Raw genomic sequence first — 18,828 nt, forward strand, 5'->3', positions numbered from 1 at the left:
GCCAGTTGCACTATCCAGGGGCGCGAGGAACTGCGCGCAGCGGCAGGCGACAGGCCGGTGTCCTCCGACCTCGCGCGGTTCCTCGCGCCCCTGGGTGTTGCGACTTCCCCTCGCCCCTGGGTGCTGCAACCGACCCACGCCCCTGAACGGTTTCGGCTGTGGGCTAAGGGGGCTGTCCTATCCACCCGAACTGCGCGAGGTTAGGTCCATGCGACTTCTGATGCTCGGTGGGACAGGGTTTGTGGGGCGGGCCGTCGTCGAGGAGGCGGTGGCCCGGGGGTGGGACGTGACCGTGCTGCACCGCGGGACCAAGGCGACTCCTGAGGGGGCCACCGTCCTGCACGGGGACCGGCTGGCGCCCGGTGGGCTGGCCGCGCTGGCCGAGGGCGAGTGGGATCTGGTGGTGGACACCTGGAGCGCCCGCCCCAGCGCCGTCCGCGACTCGGCGAACCTGCTGGCCGGGCGGGTCGGCCGGTACGTCTACATCTCCAGCTGCTCGGTGTACGCCGAGCCGGTGGTGCACGCGGCGGCCGAGGCCGGCCAGGTGGTGGAGGCCACCGCCGACCTGGGGGACGAGGCGGACTACGCGGCCGCCAAGCGCGGCGGCGAGCTGGCCACCCTGGCCGCCTTCGGCGAGGAGCACTCGCTGCTGGTGCGCTGCGGGCTGATCCTCGGCCCGGGGGAGGACATCGGGCGGCTGCCCTGGTGGCTCACCCGGATCGCGGCCGGCGGCCCGGTGCTGGCCCCGGGCCCGGCGGACCTGCCCCTGCAGTACGTGGACGTCCGCGACCTCGCCGTCTGGACGCTGGACGCGGCGGCGGCCGGCCTGAGCGGTCCGTACAACCTGGCGAGCCGGACCGGCCACGCCACCATGAGCGAGCTGCTGGACGCCGCCAAGGCCGTCACCGGTTCGGACGCCGAGCTGCGCTGGACCGACCCGGAGACGATCGCCGCCGCCGGGATCAAGCCGTGGACCGAGCTGCCGATCTGGGCCTCGCCCGGCGAGTACCACGACTTCCTCTACTCGACCGTGGTCGAGAAGGCCGTCGCCGCCGGGCTGGCGTGCCGCCCGGTCGGCGAGACGGTGGCCGACACCTGGGCCTGGCTGCGGTCGATCGGCGGCGTCGCCCCGCAGCGCCCGGACCGGCCGGCCGTCGGCCTGGACCGGGCGCGCGAGGAGAAGCTGCTGAGCGAAAGCTAGTCGTCCGAGGCCAGGGTGAGGCCGGCCAGCTTCACCGTGGCCAGTGCGGTGGCGGCCACCGTGACCACGATCAGCAGCGGCACGGCCACCCCGAGCGCGACCTTGGCGTCCAGCGCGCCCGCGTTCGCGGTGGCCTTGGCCACCGACAGGCCCCACTGCTGGATGCTCAGCGTCTTGGCGCCGCTGACGTAGTTGCCCACCAGGCTCTCCCACACCAGGGCGTAGGCCAGGCCCGCCACCACGGCGTGCCTGGTCACCACCCCGAGCAGCAGGAAGACCGCGCTGTACGCCGCCCCGGCGACCAGCGTGCCGAGGAAGTACCCGGCGGCCAGCCCGTCCTGGGTGCCGTAGAGGATCAGGCCACCGGCCAGCATCGGCACCGCCGCCACCGCCCAGGTGACGCCGATGGCCACGGTCAGCTTGGTGGTGATGATCTGCCAGCGCGGCAGCGGCTTGGCCAGCAGGTAGACGATCGAGCCGTCGTCGATCTCGGTGGCGATCACGCCGGTGCCCACCACCAGGCCGAGGATCGGCACCAGGGTGCCGAGCCCCAGCTGGCCGAGCACGCTGACGGCGAGGTCGTGCTTGTCGGCACTGGTGCTGCGCCCGATCACCGAGATCAGCAGCAGGACGACGGGGACGATCAGCAGCAGGACGCCGCGTCGGCTCCCCAGCAGGCCGCGCGCGGTCAGCCGGGCGACGGTCAGGTTCACGGATCCGGTCCCTTCCGGGGAGGAGTTCAGGAGTCGGCTTCAGGAGGTGACGAGGTAGGAGAAGACGCTCTCCAGCGACTCGTCGGCCGGGGAGACGGTGTAGAGCCGGATGCCCGCCTCCTTGGCGACCTTCGGCAGCAGGGTGGTGAAGCCCTGGAAGTTGATCGCCTGGATGCGCAGCGCCCGCTCGGACATGTCCAGTTCGATCCCGGCCGTGGAGCCGTCGGCGATCAGTGCGGCGGCCAGCTTGCGGTCGTCGCTGGAGCGGACCAGGTACCGGTGCGGCCGGTCGGTCATCAGACGGCGGATCCGGCGGAAGTCGCCCGAGGCGGCGTGCCGGCCCGCGACGATCACCTCGATGTGCCGGGCCAGCTGCTCGACCTCCTCCAGGATGTGCGAGGAGAACAGCACGGTGCGGCCCTCGGCGCCGAACTGCCGCATCAGCTCCATCAGCTGGAGCCGCTGGCGCGGGTCCATCCCGTTGAACGGCTCGTCGAGCAGCAGCACCGAGGGGCCGTGCACCAGGGCGGAGGCCATCTTGACCCGCTGCTTCATGCCCTTGGAGTAGGTGCCGGTCTTCCGGTCCTGGGCGTGCTCCATCTCGACCAGCGCGAGCGCCTCCTTCGCCGCCGCGCCCGGGTTGGCCAGGCCGTGCAGTTCGGCGTTGGCGAGCACGAACTCCCAGCCGGTCAGGTAGTCGTACATCGACTCGCGCTCGGGCACCAGCCCGATCGAGCGGTAGACCTCCTGGTTGCGCCAGATCGGCGCGCCGTCCAGGGTGACGGCTCCCGCCGAGGGGGCGAGGAAGCCGCTCATCATGTGGATCAGGGTGGACTTGCCCGCGCCGTTGGGCCCGAGCAGACCGGTCACTCCCGGGCCGATCGTCATCGAGACGTCGTTGACGGCGACCACGTTGCCGAACCAGCGGGAGACCTTGTCGATGGTGATGACAGCCATGGCGGCCTCTCAGATCTTCCGGTAGCGGCGGTCGACGAGCCAGTACGAGCCCGCGATCAGGACGAGCGCCTCGACGGCGAACACCGCCACACCGAGCGCGCCGGGGGCGTGCACCGTGCGGGCGTCCCCGACCAGGCCGAACACCTGGTTCACCAGACCGTCCACCAGCATCCCGGGGGAGAGCAGCGCGGCCCAGTTGGCGGAGTCGCTGGAGTGCAGGTCGAAACCGCCGCCCAGGCCGTAGACGATGGAGGCCACGATGTTGCTGACCACCAGCGCACCCATGATCGCGGCCACCCCGAAGCCCCGGCGCGGCGTGCTCGCCGCGATCAGCAGGCTGACGGCGGAGTAGAGCAGCGCGTACAGCAGCGCGGCGAACAGTCCGATCAGGAAGTGCCCGAGGTTGTGCCCGAAGCTCATCCCGCCGAGCAGCGAACCGACGAGGAGCACCAGCAGCGGCACGCCCATCAGGATCATCATGGCGCTGACCATCGCGGCGAACTTGGCCCGCACGTAGTCGCCCCGGGTGATCGGGCGGGAGAAGTACAGCGGCATGGTGTGGTGGCGCAGGTCGCGCGAGAGCAGCACGGGCGCCTGCGCGGCCACGAAGATCTCCACCATCAGACCCACCGTGTCCAGGAACTGCGGGTAGTCCGACTTGAGCTCGGCCGAGTTGGTCATGATCGCGATGGCGACCAGCAGCACGGCCACCATGGTCGGCAGACCGAGCATCAGCATCGGCACCACCTTGGACTTGCCCGATCGGCCCAGCCCGTACGCGGCCCGCAGGCTCTGCACGTACAGCGAGCGCGTCGCGTACGAGCGGCCCAGCCGCGGGCCGTCGTAGCTGCGGTACCCGATGTTGTGGATCACCCCGGAGTCGGGGCGGGCGGCGGTGCTCTCAGGAGGCAGCGACATCCTGGAGGCCTCCTGTCTGCTCGTCGTGGTCGGCCGTGAAGATCTCGGCCACCCGGTGGCGGCGCTGTTCGAGCCGCACCAGGCCCAGGCCCAGGTCGGCCACGGTGTCCCGGACGGTGTCGTAGGTGTCGTCGCCCGCGATCTCGACCAGCAGCACCCGGGAGCCGTCCGCCGTGACGCTCAGCCCGGCGGCGGCCAGCCGCTCGCGCACGGCGGCGTCCGCGTCCAGCGTCTCGTCCTGCGGGTGGTCGGTGACCTCCACGGCGAGCAGCTGGGTGACCTCGGTGAAGGAGGCGGTCGAGGAGGATCGCAGCAGCCGGCCGCCGTCGATCACCACCAGGTGGTCGCAGGTGCGCTCCAACTCGCCGAGCAGGTGCGTGGTGACGAGGACCGAGATGCCGAACTCGGTGTACACCCGGCGGATCAGCGCCAGCATGTCGTCCCGGCCGACCGGGTCGAGGCCGTTGGTCGGCTCGTCCAGCAGCACCAACTGCGGGTCGTGCACCAGCGCCTGGGCCAGCTTGACCCGCTGCTTCATGCCGGTGGAGTACCCGCCCATCGGGCGGTACCGCTCCTCGTACAGGCCGACGTGCCGCAGCGTGTCGGCCGTCCGCTCGCGGGCGGCCGCCGCCGGGAGCCCGGCCATCCGGGCCATGTGGACGACGAACTCCGTCGCCGACACGTCCGGCGGCAGGCAGTCGTGCTCGGGCATGTAGCCGACCCGTTCGCGGATCGCGGCGCCCTCGGTGGCGATGTCAAGACCGAGCACCTGGCCCGTGCCGGAGGTCGCCGGGGCCAGCCCGAGCAGGATCTTGATGAGAGTGGACTTGCCCGCCCCGTTCGCCCCCACCAGGCCGACCACGCCCGGCTGCACCTCTACGGTGAGCTGGTCGAGCGCGGTGACCTTCGGGAACCTCTTGGTGAGGCCGTCCGTCTTGATGACAGTGGACACAGTGGACACGTCCACCAACCTAACCGGCGCCAACTCGCCTGCATATGAGCTGCGATGACGAAGCCATCTGCTCCTTGCGGATGACGCCGGCCCCCATGACCCCTAGGGGTCGCGGGGGTTCACTGCAGCAGCTGGTCCTGCAGCGTGACCACCTGCCGGAAGGCCTGCGCGGGCACACCCTTCGGGTTGGTCATCACCACCACCGCCAGCACGTCGCCCGCCTGCAGGTAGCCGACCCGGCCGATCGGCTCCCGGTGGTCGCCGGCGGTCTTCTGGGTGGCCCGGTAGGCCGAGACCGTCTGCGAGCCGACCGGGACGAACCCGCTGTCCAGGTCCTGCAGGCCCGGCAGGTCGATCGGGTTGTCCGAGGCGGCCTTGAGGTAGAACGGGCCGGCCTCCGCGGCCGAGCCGAAGCCCAGCAGCCACAGCTCGGTCCGGGTGCCGTCCGGCCCCGTCCAGACCCGCTCGGCGGCGGCACGGCAGGCCGACTCGGTGAGCAGGGTGGTGTAGAGCGCCGGGTGCAGGTCGCGGGCCGCGTAGTCGGTGCAGCGCACGAAGGCGGCGTCCGTGGTCTGCGGGGTGGCGTGTGCCACCGGCTCGCGGGTCGCGCCCTTGGGCTCGGGCAGCAGGAGCCCCCGCAGGTCCGCGTAGTGCCGGCTGACCGACGCGACACCGTCCGGCTTCGGCTTGCCGGAGGGCAGCGCGGGCAGGGTGAGCGGCGCGAAGCTGTACCGCCCGTCGTTCGGGGTGCGCAGCCCGGGCAGCGCGGTGCGCTCGGGCGCCGCCACCGCGAGCGCGGCGGCCGTACCGGTCAGCGCGAACACCAGCGCGGCAGCGGCCAGGCGGACCAGGCCGCGGCGGGACTTCGGCGCCTTGGGCTGCTCGGGCTCACCGGCCTCGAGCACCTCGACGAGTGTCAGGGCGTCGCTCCGGTCCTCGCTCCGGTGGTTCCCCATGGCCTCGCTCTGGTGGTTCCCCATGTCCTTGCTCTGGTCGTCGCTCATGCGGAAGCTCCTGGGGAGGCCAGTCGGGCCAGCTGCTGGGTGAAGAGGGTGACGGCCTTGTCCTTGGGCAGGGGGGCGATGCCCTCCACCCGCATCTCGACCCGCAGGTCGCCCTCGGCGGCCGAGCAGATCAGGCTGTCGATCGCGTCACCCGGCGCCGCGAACGGCAGGTAGCAGTGCGCCTCGGGGTGCCCCGGTACGTCCGGACCGGTGCGGAACAGCCCGGAGTCCGAACCGAGCGCCTCGACCAGGGCGTTGTCCGCCTTGACCGCGTCCTGCTGGTACTGCACCAGCCACATGGTGACGACCAGGTCGTCCTGGCCGCTGCGGAAGGTCCGCACGCCGGCGCCGCGCAGGTGCAGCTCCTTCCACCTGTCCCGGACGCCCTGCTGCATCTTCGCGGGCAGGCCGAGCACGGCGTCCTCGACCCAGGAGGTGCGCTGGTCCGCCGTCAGCTCGGTGTCGTTCCCGTACGCGCCGGAGTCCGGCCCGAGCTGGTAGCCGTTCGGCACCGGCACCAGCAGGTCGCGCATCGAACCGAAGTGGTAGCCGCTGGAGTTGGCACCGAAGGACGGCTTGGGGCTGCCGCTGGGCGCGCTGGCGCTCGGCTGCGGCGCGGCCGTCGTCGCGGTGTCGGGGTACTTCACCTTCAGGATGCCGACGCCGATGCCGACGCCGAGCAGCGCGGCGACGACCACGGCCGCGCCGGCCCGCAGGGCGAGCCCGCCGGTGCGGCGCGCGGGCGCCTGGCTCTCGGGGACCAGGCTCTCGGGAGTGCTCTCCACGGCCTCGAGGGTGCTGTCCGCGACCTCGGGGGTGCTGTTCTCGGTCATACCAGCCGCTCCCACTGCCGCTTGGCGAGGTCCTTCAACTCGTTCTCGTCCACCGGGTTCGGCGAGAAGACCGAGATCCGCATGACGACGTCACCCCGGTGCGCCACGGCCGTGCCCGCGTAGTACTGCTCGGTGCTCTCCGCGTAGGTCTTCGGGGTCTTGGCCGCCGAGTAGAAGCCGGTGCTGGTGCCCTCGATCGGGTGCACGTCCGAGGGGCGGCTGTCGACGGCGTCGACCGCGCTGCTCGCGTGCCCGGCCGCGTACTGGATCAGCTCGACCTCGTACTTGGTGTCGCCCTTCTTCCAGACCACCAGCGCGTCCCGGCGGAATCCGCCGGACAGCAGCCGGCCGAACTCGCGGTCGGCGCCGCCGTAGTTCATCGCCTTCTCGCCCACGCTGAGCCAGCCGTTGAGCTCGCCGCGGCCGAAGTCGTCCCAGCTCTCCGCGTCGGCGGGCTTGGCGATCAGCAGCTTTCGCAGGTCACCGTCGATGTTCAGCGCCTTGGGCGCGGCCTCGGCCGCCGCCTTGGCGTCCAGCGCCGCACTCGGGTACGCCGGGGCCGCAACGGCCAGCGGCGGCAGCGCGGTCGCGGGCCGGGCGGCCTGCACGGCGTAGCCCACACCCGCCCCGGCCAGCGGGCCGAGCAGCAGCGCGGCCACCAGCAGCCGGGCCGTGCGGCCCCGCTGCGGCTTCGGCTGCTCCTGCTCCTGCTCCTGCTCCTGCTCCGCGGTCTCCTCGACCTCGGGAGTCTGCTCGAGCTCCTCCGTCACCTGCTCATCCACCGGTGGCCAGCCTCTCCCGCTGACGCTTCATCGCGTCCATCAGCAACGCCTTGTCGGGGGTGCCCTTCACCAGCACCTTGACCTCGTACTCGATGTCGCCGACCGACCCGACACCGATCAACTCACCGGTCCACGCCTGCTGTTCGGGCTTCAGGATGACCCCGTGGGCCTCGTCGTCCCCGTCGATGTCGAAGGTGTCCCCCGACTTGAAGGTGGTGCCGCGCGCGAACTCCTTGGCCATCTGCCGCGACTTGAAGCGCAGCAGCCTGGTCATCACGTCCTGCTTGCCGTCGAGCGTGCGGTAGTGGCGGTCGGCCGCGTCGTCCTGGTAGCCGTAACTGTCGAGCACCCCGGCTATGTCGTCGGTGCTGCCGAACTCGGCGGCCACCTCCTTGCTGCTCAGGCTGTTGCCGTCGGCCGAGCCGTACACCTCGGCGCCCTCGGGCAGCGGCAGCAGGAAGTACCGGATGTCCCCGCCGTGCGTCTGGCCGTCCACCGTGCCGTGCACGGTGGAGCTCGGCGCCGGCGTGGGCGTCGGCGTCACCGGCGCCGCACTGGGCGTGGCGCTCGGCGTCGGACTCGCACTGGGGCTCGCACTCGCGCTCTTGCTCTGCTGCGCCACCGGCGGCCTGGCCGCCACCGTGGTCCGCCCGTCCGGCCGGCCCACCGCCACGGTGACCGCCGCACTCGCCGCAGTGACCGCCAGCAGCCCGGCCGTGGCCAGCGCCACCGTCACCGCGCGCGGCCGCCTGCGGACCTCGACGGCGTCCGCCGCCGCCCCGTCCACTTCCTCGGACACCTGACTCCCCCACCGAACCGGCCGCCCACTACGGCCGACCGAATTATGAGAGCCGCCCACCCGGGCCAACAACGCACTTATCCATGACACACCCCACAATGCCCAGCAAACCGGGCACCTCCGTAACCGAACCGCAACGGAGCCCGCCCCCGGCGTCCGGCCGGTCGGGTAGACCGTCAGGTAGCTGTAGCCGGTCGGCTTGGTCACCGTCACGTTCAGTACCGCCCCGGCAGCGTGGTGTACGGCTTCAGTGCGGCGCCCTGCGCCTTGCCCGTGCCGGCCTCCCCCTCCCCTGCCCCCGGGCCCTGCCCCCAGAATTTCAAAATTGGGCAAAGAATCGCCCGCAATCACCCCCTTGATTCAATTCAACAGTGTGGGCCACATCTATACAGTTTATTGCTACGCGCGTCACCGAGCACCCTGTCAATGGCGCCTGACCTGCGACTTCGGCGTTTCTGAGAATTTCCTTACGACGACCCATTGACCGCCGATCAAGCGCTCTGCTTTGCTTCAGCCCGCAGTGGTCGACCAGCATCCTGAGGTCACCATTCCTCACCCTGGTCGGCGCGGAATTCGCTTCGAGAATTGCGCGCACCTCCGAGCGCGGGCACCCCCACGCCGCCCGTGCCACCTGTTCCATCGAGAGAGGCTCCCTCACCCATGGGTGGTTCCCCCACGACCCGCAAGCGGCTGGTGACCTTCACCGGCCTCGCCTCGCTGACCCTCGCCGCCGCCGGCCTGACCGCCGTCGCGTCCCCGGCCATGGCCGCCGCACACCCGCTGGTCTCCGGCGTCGCGCACCACGGTGTGTCGGCCACCGACTCCGGCATCCACAACGAGTTCAACCCGTTCAGCCCGCAGATGACCAAGAGCAAGCTGCCGGGCATGCAGCAGTACGCCGCCAAGAAGCGCGCCCAGATCGCGGCCCAGCCGCACGCGGCCGCCACCGGCCAGCAGACCCTCTCCTACGGCGGCGGTGTCGACGGCATCGGCGTCCAGAGCGGCCACTCCAAGGTCTACCTGGTCTTCTACGGCAGCCAGTGGGGCACCCAGACCACCGACGCCAACGGCAACGCCAAGTTCTCCGGCGACTCGGCCGGCGCGGCGGGCGCCACCCAGCAGATGTTCAAGGGCATCGGCACCAACGGCGAGACCTGGTCCGCCGACCTGACCCAGTGGTGCGACGGCGCCGGCGTGGCCAACGGCGCGACCAGCTGCCCCGCGAACGCCAACTTCATCCCGTACCAGGCCGGTGGCGTGCTCTCCGGCGTCTGGTACGACAACGCGGCGGCCTCCCCGGCCTCGGCGACCGGCCACCAGCTCGGGGTGGAGGCCGTCAACGCGGCCGCCCACTTCGGCAACACCACGGCCGCCGCCAACCGCGACGCGTACTACGTCATCCTGTCGCCCCACGGCACCAACCCGGACAACTACCAGGACCCGAACACCGGGTACTGCGCCTGGCACGACTGGAACGGCGACACCACCCTGACCGGCGGTGCGGCGGCCTCCCCCTACGGCGACATCGCGTTCAGCAACCAGCCGTACAACATCGACATGGGCGCCGGCTGCGGCGTCGGCTTCGTCAACTCGCCCGGCACGCTGGACGGTTGGACGATGACCCTCGGCCACGAGTGGCACGAGATGATGTCGGACCAGAACCCGGCGGGCGGCTGGACCAACCACGTCTCGGGCAGCTCCTACAACGGCCAGGAGAACTCCGACGAGTGCGCCTGGCTCAAGCCCGGCACCACCGGCGGTGCGGCCAACGTCAGCTTCGGCTCCTACGGCACCTTCGCCGAGCAGGCCAGCTGGTCGAACGACACCAACTCCTGCGCCATCTCGCACGCGATCCTCAACCACGGCAACGTCGTGACGGTGACCAACCCGGGCGCCCAGACCACCACGGTCAACACCGCCGCCTCGCTGCAGGTCAACGCCAGTGACTCGGCCTCCGGCCAGACCCTGACCTACTCGGCCACCGGTCTCCCGGCGGGTCTGTCGATCTCCTCGACCGGCCTGGTCTCCGGCACCGCCACCACCGCCGGCACCTCCTCGGTGACCGTCACCGCCACCGACGGCACCGGCGCCACCGGCTCGACCACCTTCACCTGGACGGTCGGCGCGGTCGTCACCGGCGGCGTCACCAACGGCGGCTTCGAGACCGGCAGCCTGAGCGGCTGGACCACCACCGGCACCGCGGCCGCGAGCTCCTCCGCCGCCCACACCGGCAGCTACGGCGCGCTCCTCGGCTCCACCAACCCGACCGCCTCGTCCTCCGTCGCCCAGACCTTCACCGCCCCCACCGGCAGCTCCAAGGTCAGCTTCGGCTACAACGTCACCTGCAACGACACCGTGACGTACGACTGGGCGACCGCCACCCTCAAGGACAACACCACCAACACCACGGTGACCGTCCTCGCCAAGACCTGCACCCTGAACGGTGGCTGGAAGACCGCGAGCGGCACCCTGACCCCGGGCCACAGCTACACGCTGACCCTCACCAACGTCGACGACAACTACCCCGGCGACGCCACCTACACCTACTTCGACGACGTGACCGTCTCCTGACGCACCACGCCTGACAGTACGAGCACCGGGGTAGGCCTGATCCAGGCCTACCCCGGTCTTGTTTCCTCCGGGACGGGAGCCGATCCGCCCCCGGCTGCGTCTCATCCGCACCGGCCCCCGAGACCCCTAGGAGCCCCCGTTGAGAACCGCCCCGCTCGCCCTGGCCCTGCTCACCGCCGCCACCCTGACCGCCTGCGGCTCGCGGCAAACGCCCGCCCCGGCCGCCCCCTCGGCCACCGCTCCCACCACCGCGCCCGCACCGGTCGCCCTGGACGAGCACGCGGAGGGCACCACCGTGCACGTCACCGTCGGCACCCCGGTCACCGTGACGCTGCACAGCACCTACTGGTCGCCGCCCGCCAGCTCCGACCTGAAGCTGCTCATCCCGACGGCCCGCGTCGGAGGCCCCATGACGGCCACGCCGACCGCCACCGCCACGCCGACCTGCCACCCCGGCGGCGGCTGCGGCACCGTCAGCGCCACCTACTACGCCCACACCCCCGGCACCGCACAGCTCACCGCCCACCGCACCAGCTGCGGCGAGGCCAAGCCCTGCGCCCCCGACCAGCAGAACTTCACCGTGACGGTGGTCATCGCCAAGCCGTAGGCCCGCTGGAGCTACGCCTTGATGTACGTCTCGAGGCCGCGCAGGAAGACCTCCAGCTTGAACGCGAAGCGGTCGTCCCCGCCGCCCTCGACCATCGTCTCGGCCATGCTGCTGAGCAGCGGGAAGCGGTCGGCGGGGAGCTGGCTGAAGTACTCCTTGATCTGCTTCTGGTAGGAGTTCTCGTCCGCCCCCGGGGCGAGCCTGCTGGCGTAGAGCGCTCCCTCGTAGGCGTCCGCGTCGATCAGCTGGCCGAGCCCGTCGAGGGCCCACGCGGCGACCTGGTCCGGGATGCCGACCTTGAGCAGCAGGCCGAACAGGAACTCGGCGATCCGCAGCTGGTTGGCGCCCACCGGGATGCTGCCCAGCGAGACCACGGTGATGTCCCGGTGGCTCGAGTACACCTGCTGGGCCTCGCGGCAGATCTGGATGACCTGCTCCTTCCAGCGCTCCGGCTCGTGCTGCTCGGGCAGCCGGATCTCACCGGCGATCTGCTCCAGCATCAGCTCGCACAGCTCGTCCTTGTTGGAGACGTGCGCGTAGAGCGAGGCCGGGCCCGTGCCGAGCTCCTGGGCGACCCGCCGCATGGTGACACCCGCGAGCCCCTCCGCGTCCAGGATGCGGATGCCGGCCTCGACGATCGCCGCCTGGGTCAGCGGCTGCCGCACCTCGGTCTTGCGTGCCTTGCGCCACGGGACCTCCGGCATCGTCTCGGGGCTCGAAGAGTCCATGGGCCACCTGCTTCCGCGCGCTGTCGTCACGAACATCGTACCCCCGGCGAACACCGTTCGTTAAGACGAACGCTGTTGACCGAACGCCGATCGGGCTGTAGAACAGTGTTCGTTACGATGAACGACGTTCCTGGAGCCACGATGACTCTCAACCCCGCGGGGCCGAGCCCCGCAACCCCGTACCGCTGGCGCTGGGTCGCGCTGTTCGTCATCCTCGCCGCCGAGGTGATGGACCTGCTCGACTCCCTGGTCACCAACATCGCCGGGCCCTCGATCCGCACCGACATCGGCGGCGGCGAGAGCCTGATCCAGTGGCTCGGCGCGGCCTACACCCTCGCCATGGCGATCGGCCTGATCACCGGCGGCCGCCTCGGCGACATCTTCGGCCGCAAGCGGATGTACCTGGTCGGCGCCGTCGGCTTCACCCTCGGCTCGATCGCCTGCGGCCTGGCCCAGGAGCCGGGCCAGCTGATCGCCGCCCGGGTGTTCCAGGGCCTGCTCGGCGCGATCATGCTGCCGCAGAGCCTGGGCATGCTCAAGGAGATGTTCTCCGACGAGGAGCAGGGCGCGGCCTTCGGCATGTTCGGCCCGGTCATGGGCCTGTCCACGGTCGGCGGCCCGATCCTGGCCGGCTGGCTCGTGGACGCCGACCTCTGGGGCTCCGGCTGGCGGATGATCTTCCTGATCAACATCCCGCTCGGCCTGTTCGCCATCGCCGGCGGCCTCGTCTTCCTGCCCGAGCACCGCAGCACCCGGGTGGTCCGGCTCGACCTGCTCGGCGCCGTGCTCGCCGCGGCCGGCGCCGCGCTGATCGTCTTCCCGCTGGTCCAGGGCCGTGAGCACGGCTGGCCGGCCTGGGCCTTCGCCCTGATCGCCGCCTCGATCGCCGTCTTCGCCGTCTTCGCCTGGTACGAGAACCGCAAGAGCGCCCGCGGCCAGGACCCGCTGGTGGAGCCCAGCCTGTTCCGCAAGCGCGGCTTCAGCGGCGGCATGGTGCTCGGCCTGGTCTTCTTCTCCGCGATGACCGGCTTCTGGCTGACCTTCAGCCTCTACACCCAGATCGGCCTGCACTACTCGCCGCTCAAGGCGGGCCTGGCCGGCATCCCGTCCTCGATCGGCATGGTCATCGCGTTCGTCACCTCGCAGGCGCTGACCAAGTACGGCCGCAAGGTCATGCACGGCGGCCTGATCGTGATGGCGCTCGGCGTCGGCGGGGTGGTCCTCACCCTCGGGCTGGCCGGCGCGGCCGTCACCCCCTGGCAGCTGGTGCCCGCCCTGGCCGTCACCGGCCTCGGCATGGGCTTCGTGATGGCGCCGTTCTTCGACACCGTGCTCGCCTCGGTCGAGCCGCACGAGACCGGCTCCGCCTCCGGCACCCTCACCTCGGTGCAGCAGCTGGGCGCCGCCCTGGGCACCGCGATCCTGGGCACGGTCTTCTTCGAGCAGATCAAGACCACCAGCTTCGTCCGGGCCGAGCAGCTCACCCTCGGCGTGGAGCTCGCCATGCTGGTCGTGGTCTTCCTGGCCGTCTTCCTGCTCCCGCAGCACGCCCGCCCCGAGGCCGCCGGGGAACCCGCCCCGGCCAAGGACGTCGAGCTCACCGCCTGAGCCCGGCCCCGGCCCGGAGGGGGCCGTCCCGCCAGGGGCGGCCCCCTCCGGCGTACCCTCAGCCGCCCCGGACCTCCTCCTCGGAGTCGTCCGTCGCACCCGCCAGGGCCAGCAGTTCCTCCGGCGACCAGTCCAGCCGGCCCGCCGCCTGGTCGGCCAGCACCTCACGCACCCAGCCGAGCTCCGCGGCAGTGACCGCCCGCAGGTACTCGGACTCCAGCAGTACGACGCGCGGCAGCCCGAGCTCGGCCGATCGGGCCAGATCGCCCTCATGCGCCGCCAGCGCGGCCTCCAGCGCGGCGGCCCGGCGGCCCAGCGCGTCCGCCGCCGCCTCCGGGGTCAGCAGCATCACCAGCGAGAGTGCGGCCGGGAACTCCGGATACTCCTGCTTCGGGCCGGCCAGCATCTCGTCCAGCCAGCGGTGGGCGGTCGCGCTGCCCAGCCCGGTCAGCTCGTAGACGGTGCGCTCCGGGTACAGCGCGTCCCGCCCGGTCTCCCGCACGGTGATCAGCCCGGCCTCCAGCAGCCGGCCCATCGTCCGGTAGAGCCCCGCCCGCTGGCCGACGTTCACCACCTGGTCCTTGCCCCACTCCTTCAGCAGCCGCTGCACCCCGTACGGGTGCAGCGGCTTGTAGTGCAGCAGGGCCAGCACGGTCAGGGCCAGCGGGGAGCTCCGGGGCGCAGCACTCATGCCCGCATCGTACCCACCGCCAAACTAGTTGCATTGAGACTAGATTCAGTGCAACTATCGAGTCATGGAGACAACGACTGGCACCAAGGGCGGCACCGTCCGCTCCGCACTGGTCATCGGCGGCGGGATCGCCGGCCCGGTCGCCGCGATGGCGCTGCAGCGGGCGGGCATCGAGGCGACGATCTTCGAGGCGTACGAAGGCCCGGCCGAGGCCGTCGGCGGCGGCATGGGCATCGCGCCCAACGGCCTCCAGGCCTTCGACGCGATCGGCACCGGCGAGGCGATCCGCGCCGCCAGCACGCCGATGCACGCGATCGTCCTGCAGAGCTGGAACGGCAAGCGGCTGGCCGAGTTCGCCACCCTGCCCGGGCTGCCACCGCAGCGCTTCGTGCTCCGCGCCGAGCTGTTCGGCGCGCTGCGCCGGGCCACCGAGGAGCGCGGCCTCACCACCGTGTACGGCAAGCGGCTCACCGGCGCCGCCGAGGGCCCGGACGGCGTCACCGCCGAATTCGCCGACGGCACCACCGCGACGGCCGACGTGCTGATCGGCGCCGACGGCATCCGCTCCACCGTGCGCCGCCTGATCGACCCGGCCGCCCCCGAGCCCCGGTTCGCCGGGACGGCCGGGTTCGGCGGCCTGGTCGGGCCCACCGGTCTGGCGCCGACCGAGGGCGTGATGCACATGGCCTTCGGCAAGCGCTGCTTCTTCGGCTGGCAGGTCTTCGACGACGGCACCGGCGTCTGGTTCGTCAACCTGCCCGTCCCGGGGCCGCTCCCGGTCGCCGAGCAGCGGGCCGGCGGCGCCGAGCACTGGCTGGCGCGGCTGCGCGAGGCCTGCGCCGGCGACGCCACCCCGGCCGAGCAGATGCTCGCCGCGACCGACCCGGCCACCCTGCTCTTCGCCGGCTCCACCGAGAACATGCCCTGCCTCGACCGCTGGAGCCGCGGCCGCCTGGTGATCACCGGCGACGCCGCCCACGCCCCCTCGTCCAGCTCCGGCCAGGGCGCCTCGCTCGCCGCCGAGAGCGCCGTCCAACTCGCCCGCTGCCTGCGGGACCTGCCCCTCCCGCAGGCCCTCGCCCACTACGAAGCCCTGCGCCGCCCCCGGGTCGAGCGCATCATCAAGGCCACCGCCCGCACCAACGCCCGCAAGGCGGCCGGCCCCGTCGCCCGGGTGCTGCGCGACGCTCTGCTGCCCCCGATGTTCAAGCTGATGAAGCCGGAGAAGAGCGCCTGGCAGTACCGCTACCCCATCGACTTCGACGCCCCGGTCACCCGCGACGTGAGCACGGCAGCCTAGAGTGCGGGGATCGGTCGAAGGGGAGTGAGCAGCATGAGCGGCGGCTGGGGTGGGCCCGGGAGCCCGTCAGGGATACCCGGCGGCGAGCCGGACTGGGCGGCGATGGCCGAGGCGAACGAGCGGGAGGGCCGCCGCAAGCGGCTGCTGCGGATCGGCGGCGGCGCGGCGGGCGCACTGGCGCTGGGCGGCATCCTGGCGGCGGCGGTGGTCGCGCAGCACTCCGGCACGGCGAAGCCGGCTGCCACGGCGGCCGCACCTGCCGCCGCACCTGCCACCGCGCCCTCCGCCACGGCGGCGTCCCCGTCCCCCTCCGGCTCCCCCTCCGCCTCCGGCTCAGCCGCGCCCCACGCCGCCGGGCTGCACCTCGGCAACGCCGTCCAGGTCGGGCCGGTGAACGGCCGCACCGGCCCGGCGCTGACCGTCGCCGCCGACCACGAGGGCTACGCCGAGGTCAAGAACGCCGTCATCAACACCGCCGCGAGCTTCACCGTCTCGGCCGTGGTCCTCAACAACGCCGGAGGCGACACGAAGGCCGCCGTCTCCCAGGGCAGCGACGGCTTCTTCTCGCTCTACCTGGGCCGCGAGGACTCCTCGGCCACCACCCGCAACCGGTGGGTCTTCAAGGTGCAGACGGCCGCCGCGACCGGCAAGAGCGTCATGGCCCTGTCCCCGGGCCCGGCCACCACCGGCAAGTGGACCACCCTCACCGGCGTGTACGACGCCAAGGCCGCAACCGTCTCGCTCTACGTCGACGGGGCCCTGGCCCAGACCGTCCACGCCCCGGGCATCTTCACCACCGGCGGCCCGATCGAGATCGGCCGGGCCCGCTACAAGTCCCACTGGGTGGACTTCTGGAACGGCTCGATCAGCGAGGTCGCGATCTGGCCCACCGCCCTGCCGGCCGACCAGATCGCGCACCTGAACACCGCCCCCAAGCCACAGGCGAGCTGGCTCCACCCCTGACCGTCGCGGGCCCCGGCGGTCAGCCGGCCTTCCGCTGCCCGAGCACGCAGAACTCGTTGTCCTCGGGATCGGCCAGGACGACCCACGACTGCTCACCCTGGCCGATGTCGACCCGGCGCGCACCGTGCGCCACCAGCCGGGCCACCTCGGCCTCCTGGTCGTCGGGCCGGAAGTCGAGGTGCAGCCGGCTCTTGGCCTTGTGCTGCTCCTCGACCCGGACGAAGTCCAGCCCCGGCATCCGGTCCGGCGCGGGCCGGATCTCGAACTCGTCCTCCGACCTGAACACCACGACCCACCCGAGCGCCTCGGCCCACCACTGCCCCAGCGCCGCCGGATCCACCGAGTGGACGATGACCTGCTCCCATTCCAGACTCATCCCGCGAGCATAGAACGGACCGTCAACCCAGCTGGGCCATACCCTCGGTGGCGATCCGCTCGAAGACGGCGAGGTCGTTCTCGAAGATCGAGTCCGGCACCGGCCAGTGGATCACCAGCTCCGTGATCCCCAGCTCCCGGTAGGTGCCCGCCCAGTCGACGAACGCGTCCACCGACTGCAGCGGCTTCTCCGCCGTCGAGCCCTGCAGCAGCACCTTCTCCAGCGTCGCGACGTCCCGGCCCTTGGCCTCGCACGCCGCCGTCAGCTTCGCGATCTGCTGCGCGATCACGGTCGGCGCCTGCTCCACCGGCACGTCCGCCGGGCCCTTCGGGTCGCCGTACGTCACCCAGCCCTGGCCGTGCTCGGCCGCCAGCCGCAGCCCGCGCGGCCCGGTCGCCGCCACGTAGAACGGCACCCGCGGCGTCTGCACGCACCCGGGGATGTTCCGTGCCTCGACCGCCGAGTAGTACGTGCCCTCGCGCGTCACCGCGTCCGTGGTCAGCAGCTCGTCCAGCAGCGGCAGGAACTCGCCCAGCCGCTCCGCCCGCTCCTTCGGCGACCACGCCTCCTGCCCCATCGCCGTCGCGTCGTACCCGATCCCGCCGGCCCCGATCCCCAGCGTCAGCCGCCCGCCGGACACGTCGTCCAGCGTGATCAGCTCCTTCGCCAGCGTCACCGGATGCCGGAAGTTCGGCGAGGTCACCAGCGTCCCGAGCCGGATCCGCTCCGTCGCCGTGGCGGCCGCAGTCAGCGTCGGCACCGAGCCGAACCACGGCTCGTCCCGGAAGCTCCGCCAGCTCAGGTGGTCATAGGTGTACGCGGCATGGAACCCGAGGTCCTCGGCCCGCCGCCAGATCTTCTGACCCTCGGCCCACCGGTGGATGGGGAGGATCACGGTACTCAAGCGCATACCGCCGACCCTACGCGGCCCTGGCCGCCCGGTCACCGAGGCAGGCTCCGAGCGGCCCCGATGCTCGGCGTCGGCGAGCTCCCGCGGGTCTTCCCACGGCTCGACGTGATCGTGCTCGACCGGCCGGACGGGCCGCGGAGCCCCGGGGCACCCGGGAGCTCTACGTTGGAAGGGCCGCGCGGAGTCCCGTGTCGGTGGTTCCTCCGGTGAGCCACGACCAGAGCGTGCGGTCAGCCTTGCTGGTCGAGGCCGAGTGCCTCGCGGGCGGCTCGTAGGAACAGAGCGTCCGTCCCGGCGGAGTAGCGGCCGGAGGCCCGGAACTCCAGGCAGGCCTCGGCCGGAGTGAGACCAGCGATGAGCAGCCCGGCGAGTTCGGTCACGTCTTCGTCATAGCGTGATCGAGCGACGATCCGGACGCCGTAGGCCTCCTCGAACTCCGCGCAGAAGCGCCGGGCCGCGTACTCCGGGCAGTTCCGCAGCCACCACTGGCCGGCCGGCTGCCGAGGGAACGCCTCCCGGGTCAGGACTTGGCGGAGCCGCAGGTCGGCCTCCTCGACCTGTGCCCGCAGCGCGTCCGCCCCCGTGCCCACCGCCCCGGGGAGCACTGCGGCGAGCGTCGTCCGCAGGGTCAGGTCACCGAGATAGTCCTCCAAGTCCCAGGCGAATCCCGCCTCGCAGTCCTCGGCGAACCGCCGCCAGCGGGCTGCTACCTGGGAAGCGGTGACCTCCGTTCGCCACCCCTCAGCTGAGAACGCCCGCGCAAGCTCGCGGTCGAACGCGGTCCTGTCATCGGTCAACTTCGCCTTCCAGGTACTTCCGTGGGTTGCCAGGCCGGAGGAAGTTCGCGATCTTACCGCCCTGTCCTGTCAGGAGCCGGCCGGTCGGGTGGTGCAGCCACAGGACCGCATCGTCTTA

At 71.8% G+C, this 18,828-nt stretch carries 19 protein-coding genes; 6 read left to right on the forward strand and 13 right to left on the reverse strand.

Annotated features, from left to right (window positions below):
* The first annotated feature begins 208 nt into the window (after positions 1 to 208).
* Positions 209 to 1,201, forward strand: a complete 993-nt coding sequence (locus ABT095_RS15565; protein WP_350529920.1) for an NAD-dependent epimerase/dehydratase family protein — start codon at positions 209 to 211, stop codon at positions 1,199 to 1,201.
* Here the strand turns inward: ABT095_RS15565 and ABT095_RS15570 are convergent.
* From ABT095_RS15570 to ABT095_RS15605, 8 genes are all read right to left on the reverse strand, one after another.
* Positions 1,198 to 1,914, reverse strand: a complete 717-nt coding sequence (locus ABT095_RS15570; protein ID WP_350529921.1) for an ABC transporter permease — start codon at positions 1,912 to 1,914, stop codon at positions 1,198 to 1,200. The genes ABT095_RS15565 and ABT095_RS15570 overlap by 4 nt on opposite strands.
* A 39-nt stretch (positions 1,915 to 1,953) precedes the next feature.
* Complete coding sequence (locus ABT095_RS15575) at positions 1,954 to 2,871, reverse strand: ABC transporter ATP-binding protein (RefSeq protein WP_350529922.1); 918 nt, start codon at positions 2,869 to 2,871, stop codon at positions 1,954 to 1,956.
* A gap of 9 nt (positions 2,872 to 2,880) precedes the next feature.
* A complete protein-coding gene (locus ABT095_RS15580; RefSeq protein WP_350529923.1) occupies positions 2,881 to 3,789 on the reverse strand; it encodes an ABC transporter permease subunit in 909 nt (302 codons plus the stop codon).
* The gene (locus ABT095_RS15585) at positions 3,773 to 4,741 is read right to left on the reverse strand and encodes an ABC transporter ATP-binding protein (protein ID WP_502884885.1); all 969 of its coding nucleotides are present in this window, start codon (positions 4,739 to 4,741) and stop codon (positions 3,773 to 3,775) included. The genes ABT095_RS15580 and ABT095_RS15585 overlap by 17 nt, the downstream gene beginning before the upstream one ends.
* A gap of 119 nt (positions 4,742 to 4,860) precedes the next feature.
* Positions 4,861 to 5,745: a hypothetical protein gene (locus tag ABT095_RS15590; RefSeq protein ID WP_350529924.1), complete on the reverse strand. Its 885-nt coding sequence runs from the start codon at positions 5,743 to 5,745 to the stop codon at positions 4,861 to 4,863.
* On the reverse strand, positions 5,742 to 6,578 hold the full coding sequence (locus tag ABT095_RS15595; RefSeq protein ID WP_350529925.1) for a hypothetical protein: 837 nt from the start codon (positions 6,576 to 6,578) through the stop codon (positions 5,742 to 5,744). Before ABT095_RS15595 ends, ABT095_RS15590 begins: the two co-directional genes overlap by 4 nt.
* Positions 6,575 to 7,348 (reverse strand): hypothetical protein, encoded by a 774-nt coding sequence (locus ABT095_RS15600; RefSeq protein ID WP_350529926.1) that lies wholly within the window; start codon positions 7,346 to 7,348, stop codon positions 6,575 to 6,577. The genes ABT095_RS15595 and ABT095_RS15600 overlap by 4 nt, the downstream gene beginning before the upstream one ends.
* A gap of 4 nt (positions 7,349 to 7,352) precedes the next feature.
* The gene (locus ABT095_RS15605) at positions 7,353 to 8,159 is read right to left on the reverse strand and encodes a hypothetical protein (RefSeq protein WP_350529927.1); all 807 of its coding nucleotides are present in this window, start codon (positions 8,157 to 8,159) and stop codon (positions 7,353 to 7,355) included.
* A 660-nt stretch (positions 8,160 to 8,819) separates the two neighbouring features.
* Here ABT095_RS15605 and ABT095_RS15610 point away from each other — a divergent pair.
* Together ABT095_RS15610 and ABT095_RS15615 are read left to right on the forward strand one after the other, a co-directional pair.
* On the forward strand, positions 8,820 to 10,730 hold the full coding sequence (locus ABT095_RS15610) for a putative Ig domain-containing protein (RefSeq protein WP_350529928.1): 1,911 nt from the start codon (positions 8,820 to 8,822) through the stop codon (positions 10,728 to 10,730).
* A gap of 139 nt (positions 10,731 to 10,869) precedes the next feature.
* Positions 10,870 to 11,337 carry a hypothetical protein gene (locus ABT095_RS15615; RefSeq protein WP_350529929.1) on the forward strand — a complete coding sequence of 156 codons (468 nt, stop codon included), beginning with the start codon at positions 10,870 to 10,872 and terminating at the stop codon, positions 11,335 to 11,337.
* 11 nt (positions 11,338 to 11,348) lie between these two features.
* Here the strand turns inward: ABT095_RS15615 and ABT095_RS15620 are convergent, their stop codons facing one another.
* A complete protein-coding gene (locus tag ABT095_RS15620) occupies positions 11,349 to 12,065 on the reverse strand; it encodes a TetR/AcrR family transcriptional regulator (protein ID WP_350529930.1) in 717 nt (238 codons plus the stop codon).
* Positions 12,066 to 12,206: 141 nt separating this feature from the next.
* Here ABT095_RS15620 and ABT095_RS15625 point away from each other — a divergent pair, with 141 nt between their 5' ends.
* Entirely contained in the window at positions 12,207 to 13,673 is a 1,467-nt protein-coding gene (locus ABT095_RS15625) for an MFS transporter (protein ID WP_350529931.1), read from the forward strand.
* Positions 13,674 to 13,731: 58 nt separating this feature from the next.
* Here the strand turns inward: ABT095_RS15625 and ABT095_RS15630 are convergent, their stop codons facing one another.
* Positions 13,732 to 14,364 carry a PadR family transcriptional regulator gene (locus ABT095_RS15630; RefSeq protein WP_350529932.1) on the reverse strand — a complete coding sequence of 211 codons (633 nt, stop codon included), beginning with the start codon at positions 14,362 to 14,364 and terminating at the stop codon, positions 13,732 to 13,734.
* 64 nt (positions 14,365 to 14,428) lie between these two features.
* On the opposite strand from ABT095_RS15630, the gene ABT095_RS15635 reads away from it, so the two are divergent.
* Positions 14,429 to 15,664, forward strand: a complete 1,236-nt coding sequence (locus tag ABT095_RS15635; protein WP_350529933.1) for an FAD-dependent oxidoreductase — start codon at positions 14,429 to 14,431, stop codon at positions 15,662 to 15,664.
* Between the two features lie 33 nt (positions 15,665 to 15,697).
* A complete protein-coding gene (locus tag ABT095_RS15640) occupies positions 15,698 to 16,627 on the forward strand; it encodes a LamG domain-containing protein (protein WP_350529934.1) in 930 nt (309 codons plus the stop codon).
* Between the two features lie 19 nt (positions 16,628 to 16,646).
* On the opposite strand, the gene ABT095_RS15645 is transcribed toward ABT095_RS15640, so the two are convergent.
* From ABT095_RS15645 to ABT095_RS15655, 3 genes are all read right to left on the reverse strand, one after another.
* Positions 16,647 to 17,003: a VOC family protein gene (locus ABT095_RS15645; RefSeq protein ID WP_350529935.1), complete on the reverse strand. Its 357-nt coding sequence runs from the start codon at positions 17,001 to 17,003 to the stop codon at positions 16,647 to 16,649.
* A gap of 22 nt (positions 17,004 to 17,025) precedes the next feature.
* Positions 17,026 to 17,913, reverse strand: coding sequence for an LLM class flavin-dependent oxidoreductase (locus tag ABT095_RS15650; RefSeq protein WP_350529936.1), 888 nt, complete (start codon positions 17,911 to 17,913; stop codon positions 17,026 to 17,028).
* A 230-nt stretch (positions 17,914 to 18,143) separates the two neighbouring features.
* Positions 18,144 to 18,710, reverse strand: a complete 567-nt coding sequence (locus ABT095_RS15655) for a hypothetical protein (protein ID WP_350529937.1) — start codon at positions 18,708 to 18,710, stop codon at positions 18,144 to 18,146.
* Positions 18,711 to 18,828 lie beyond the last annotated feature (118 nt).

It is taken from the genome of Kitasatospora sp. NPDC002227, assembly GCF_040296285.1.
Taxonomy (GTDB): Bacteria; Actinomycetota; Actinomycetes; order Streptomycetales; family Streptomycetaceae; genus Kitasatospora.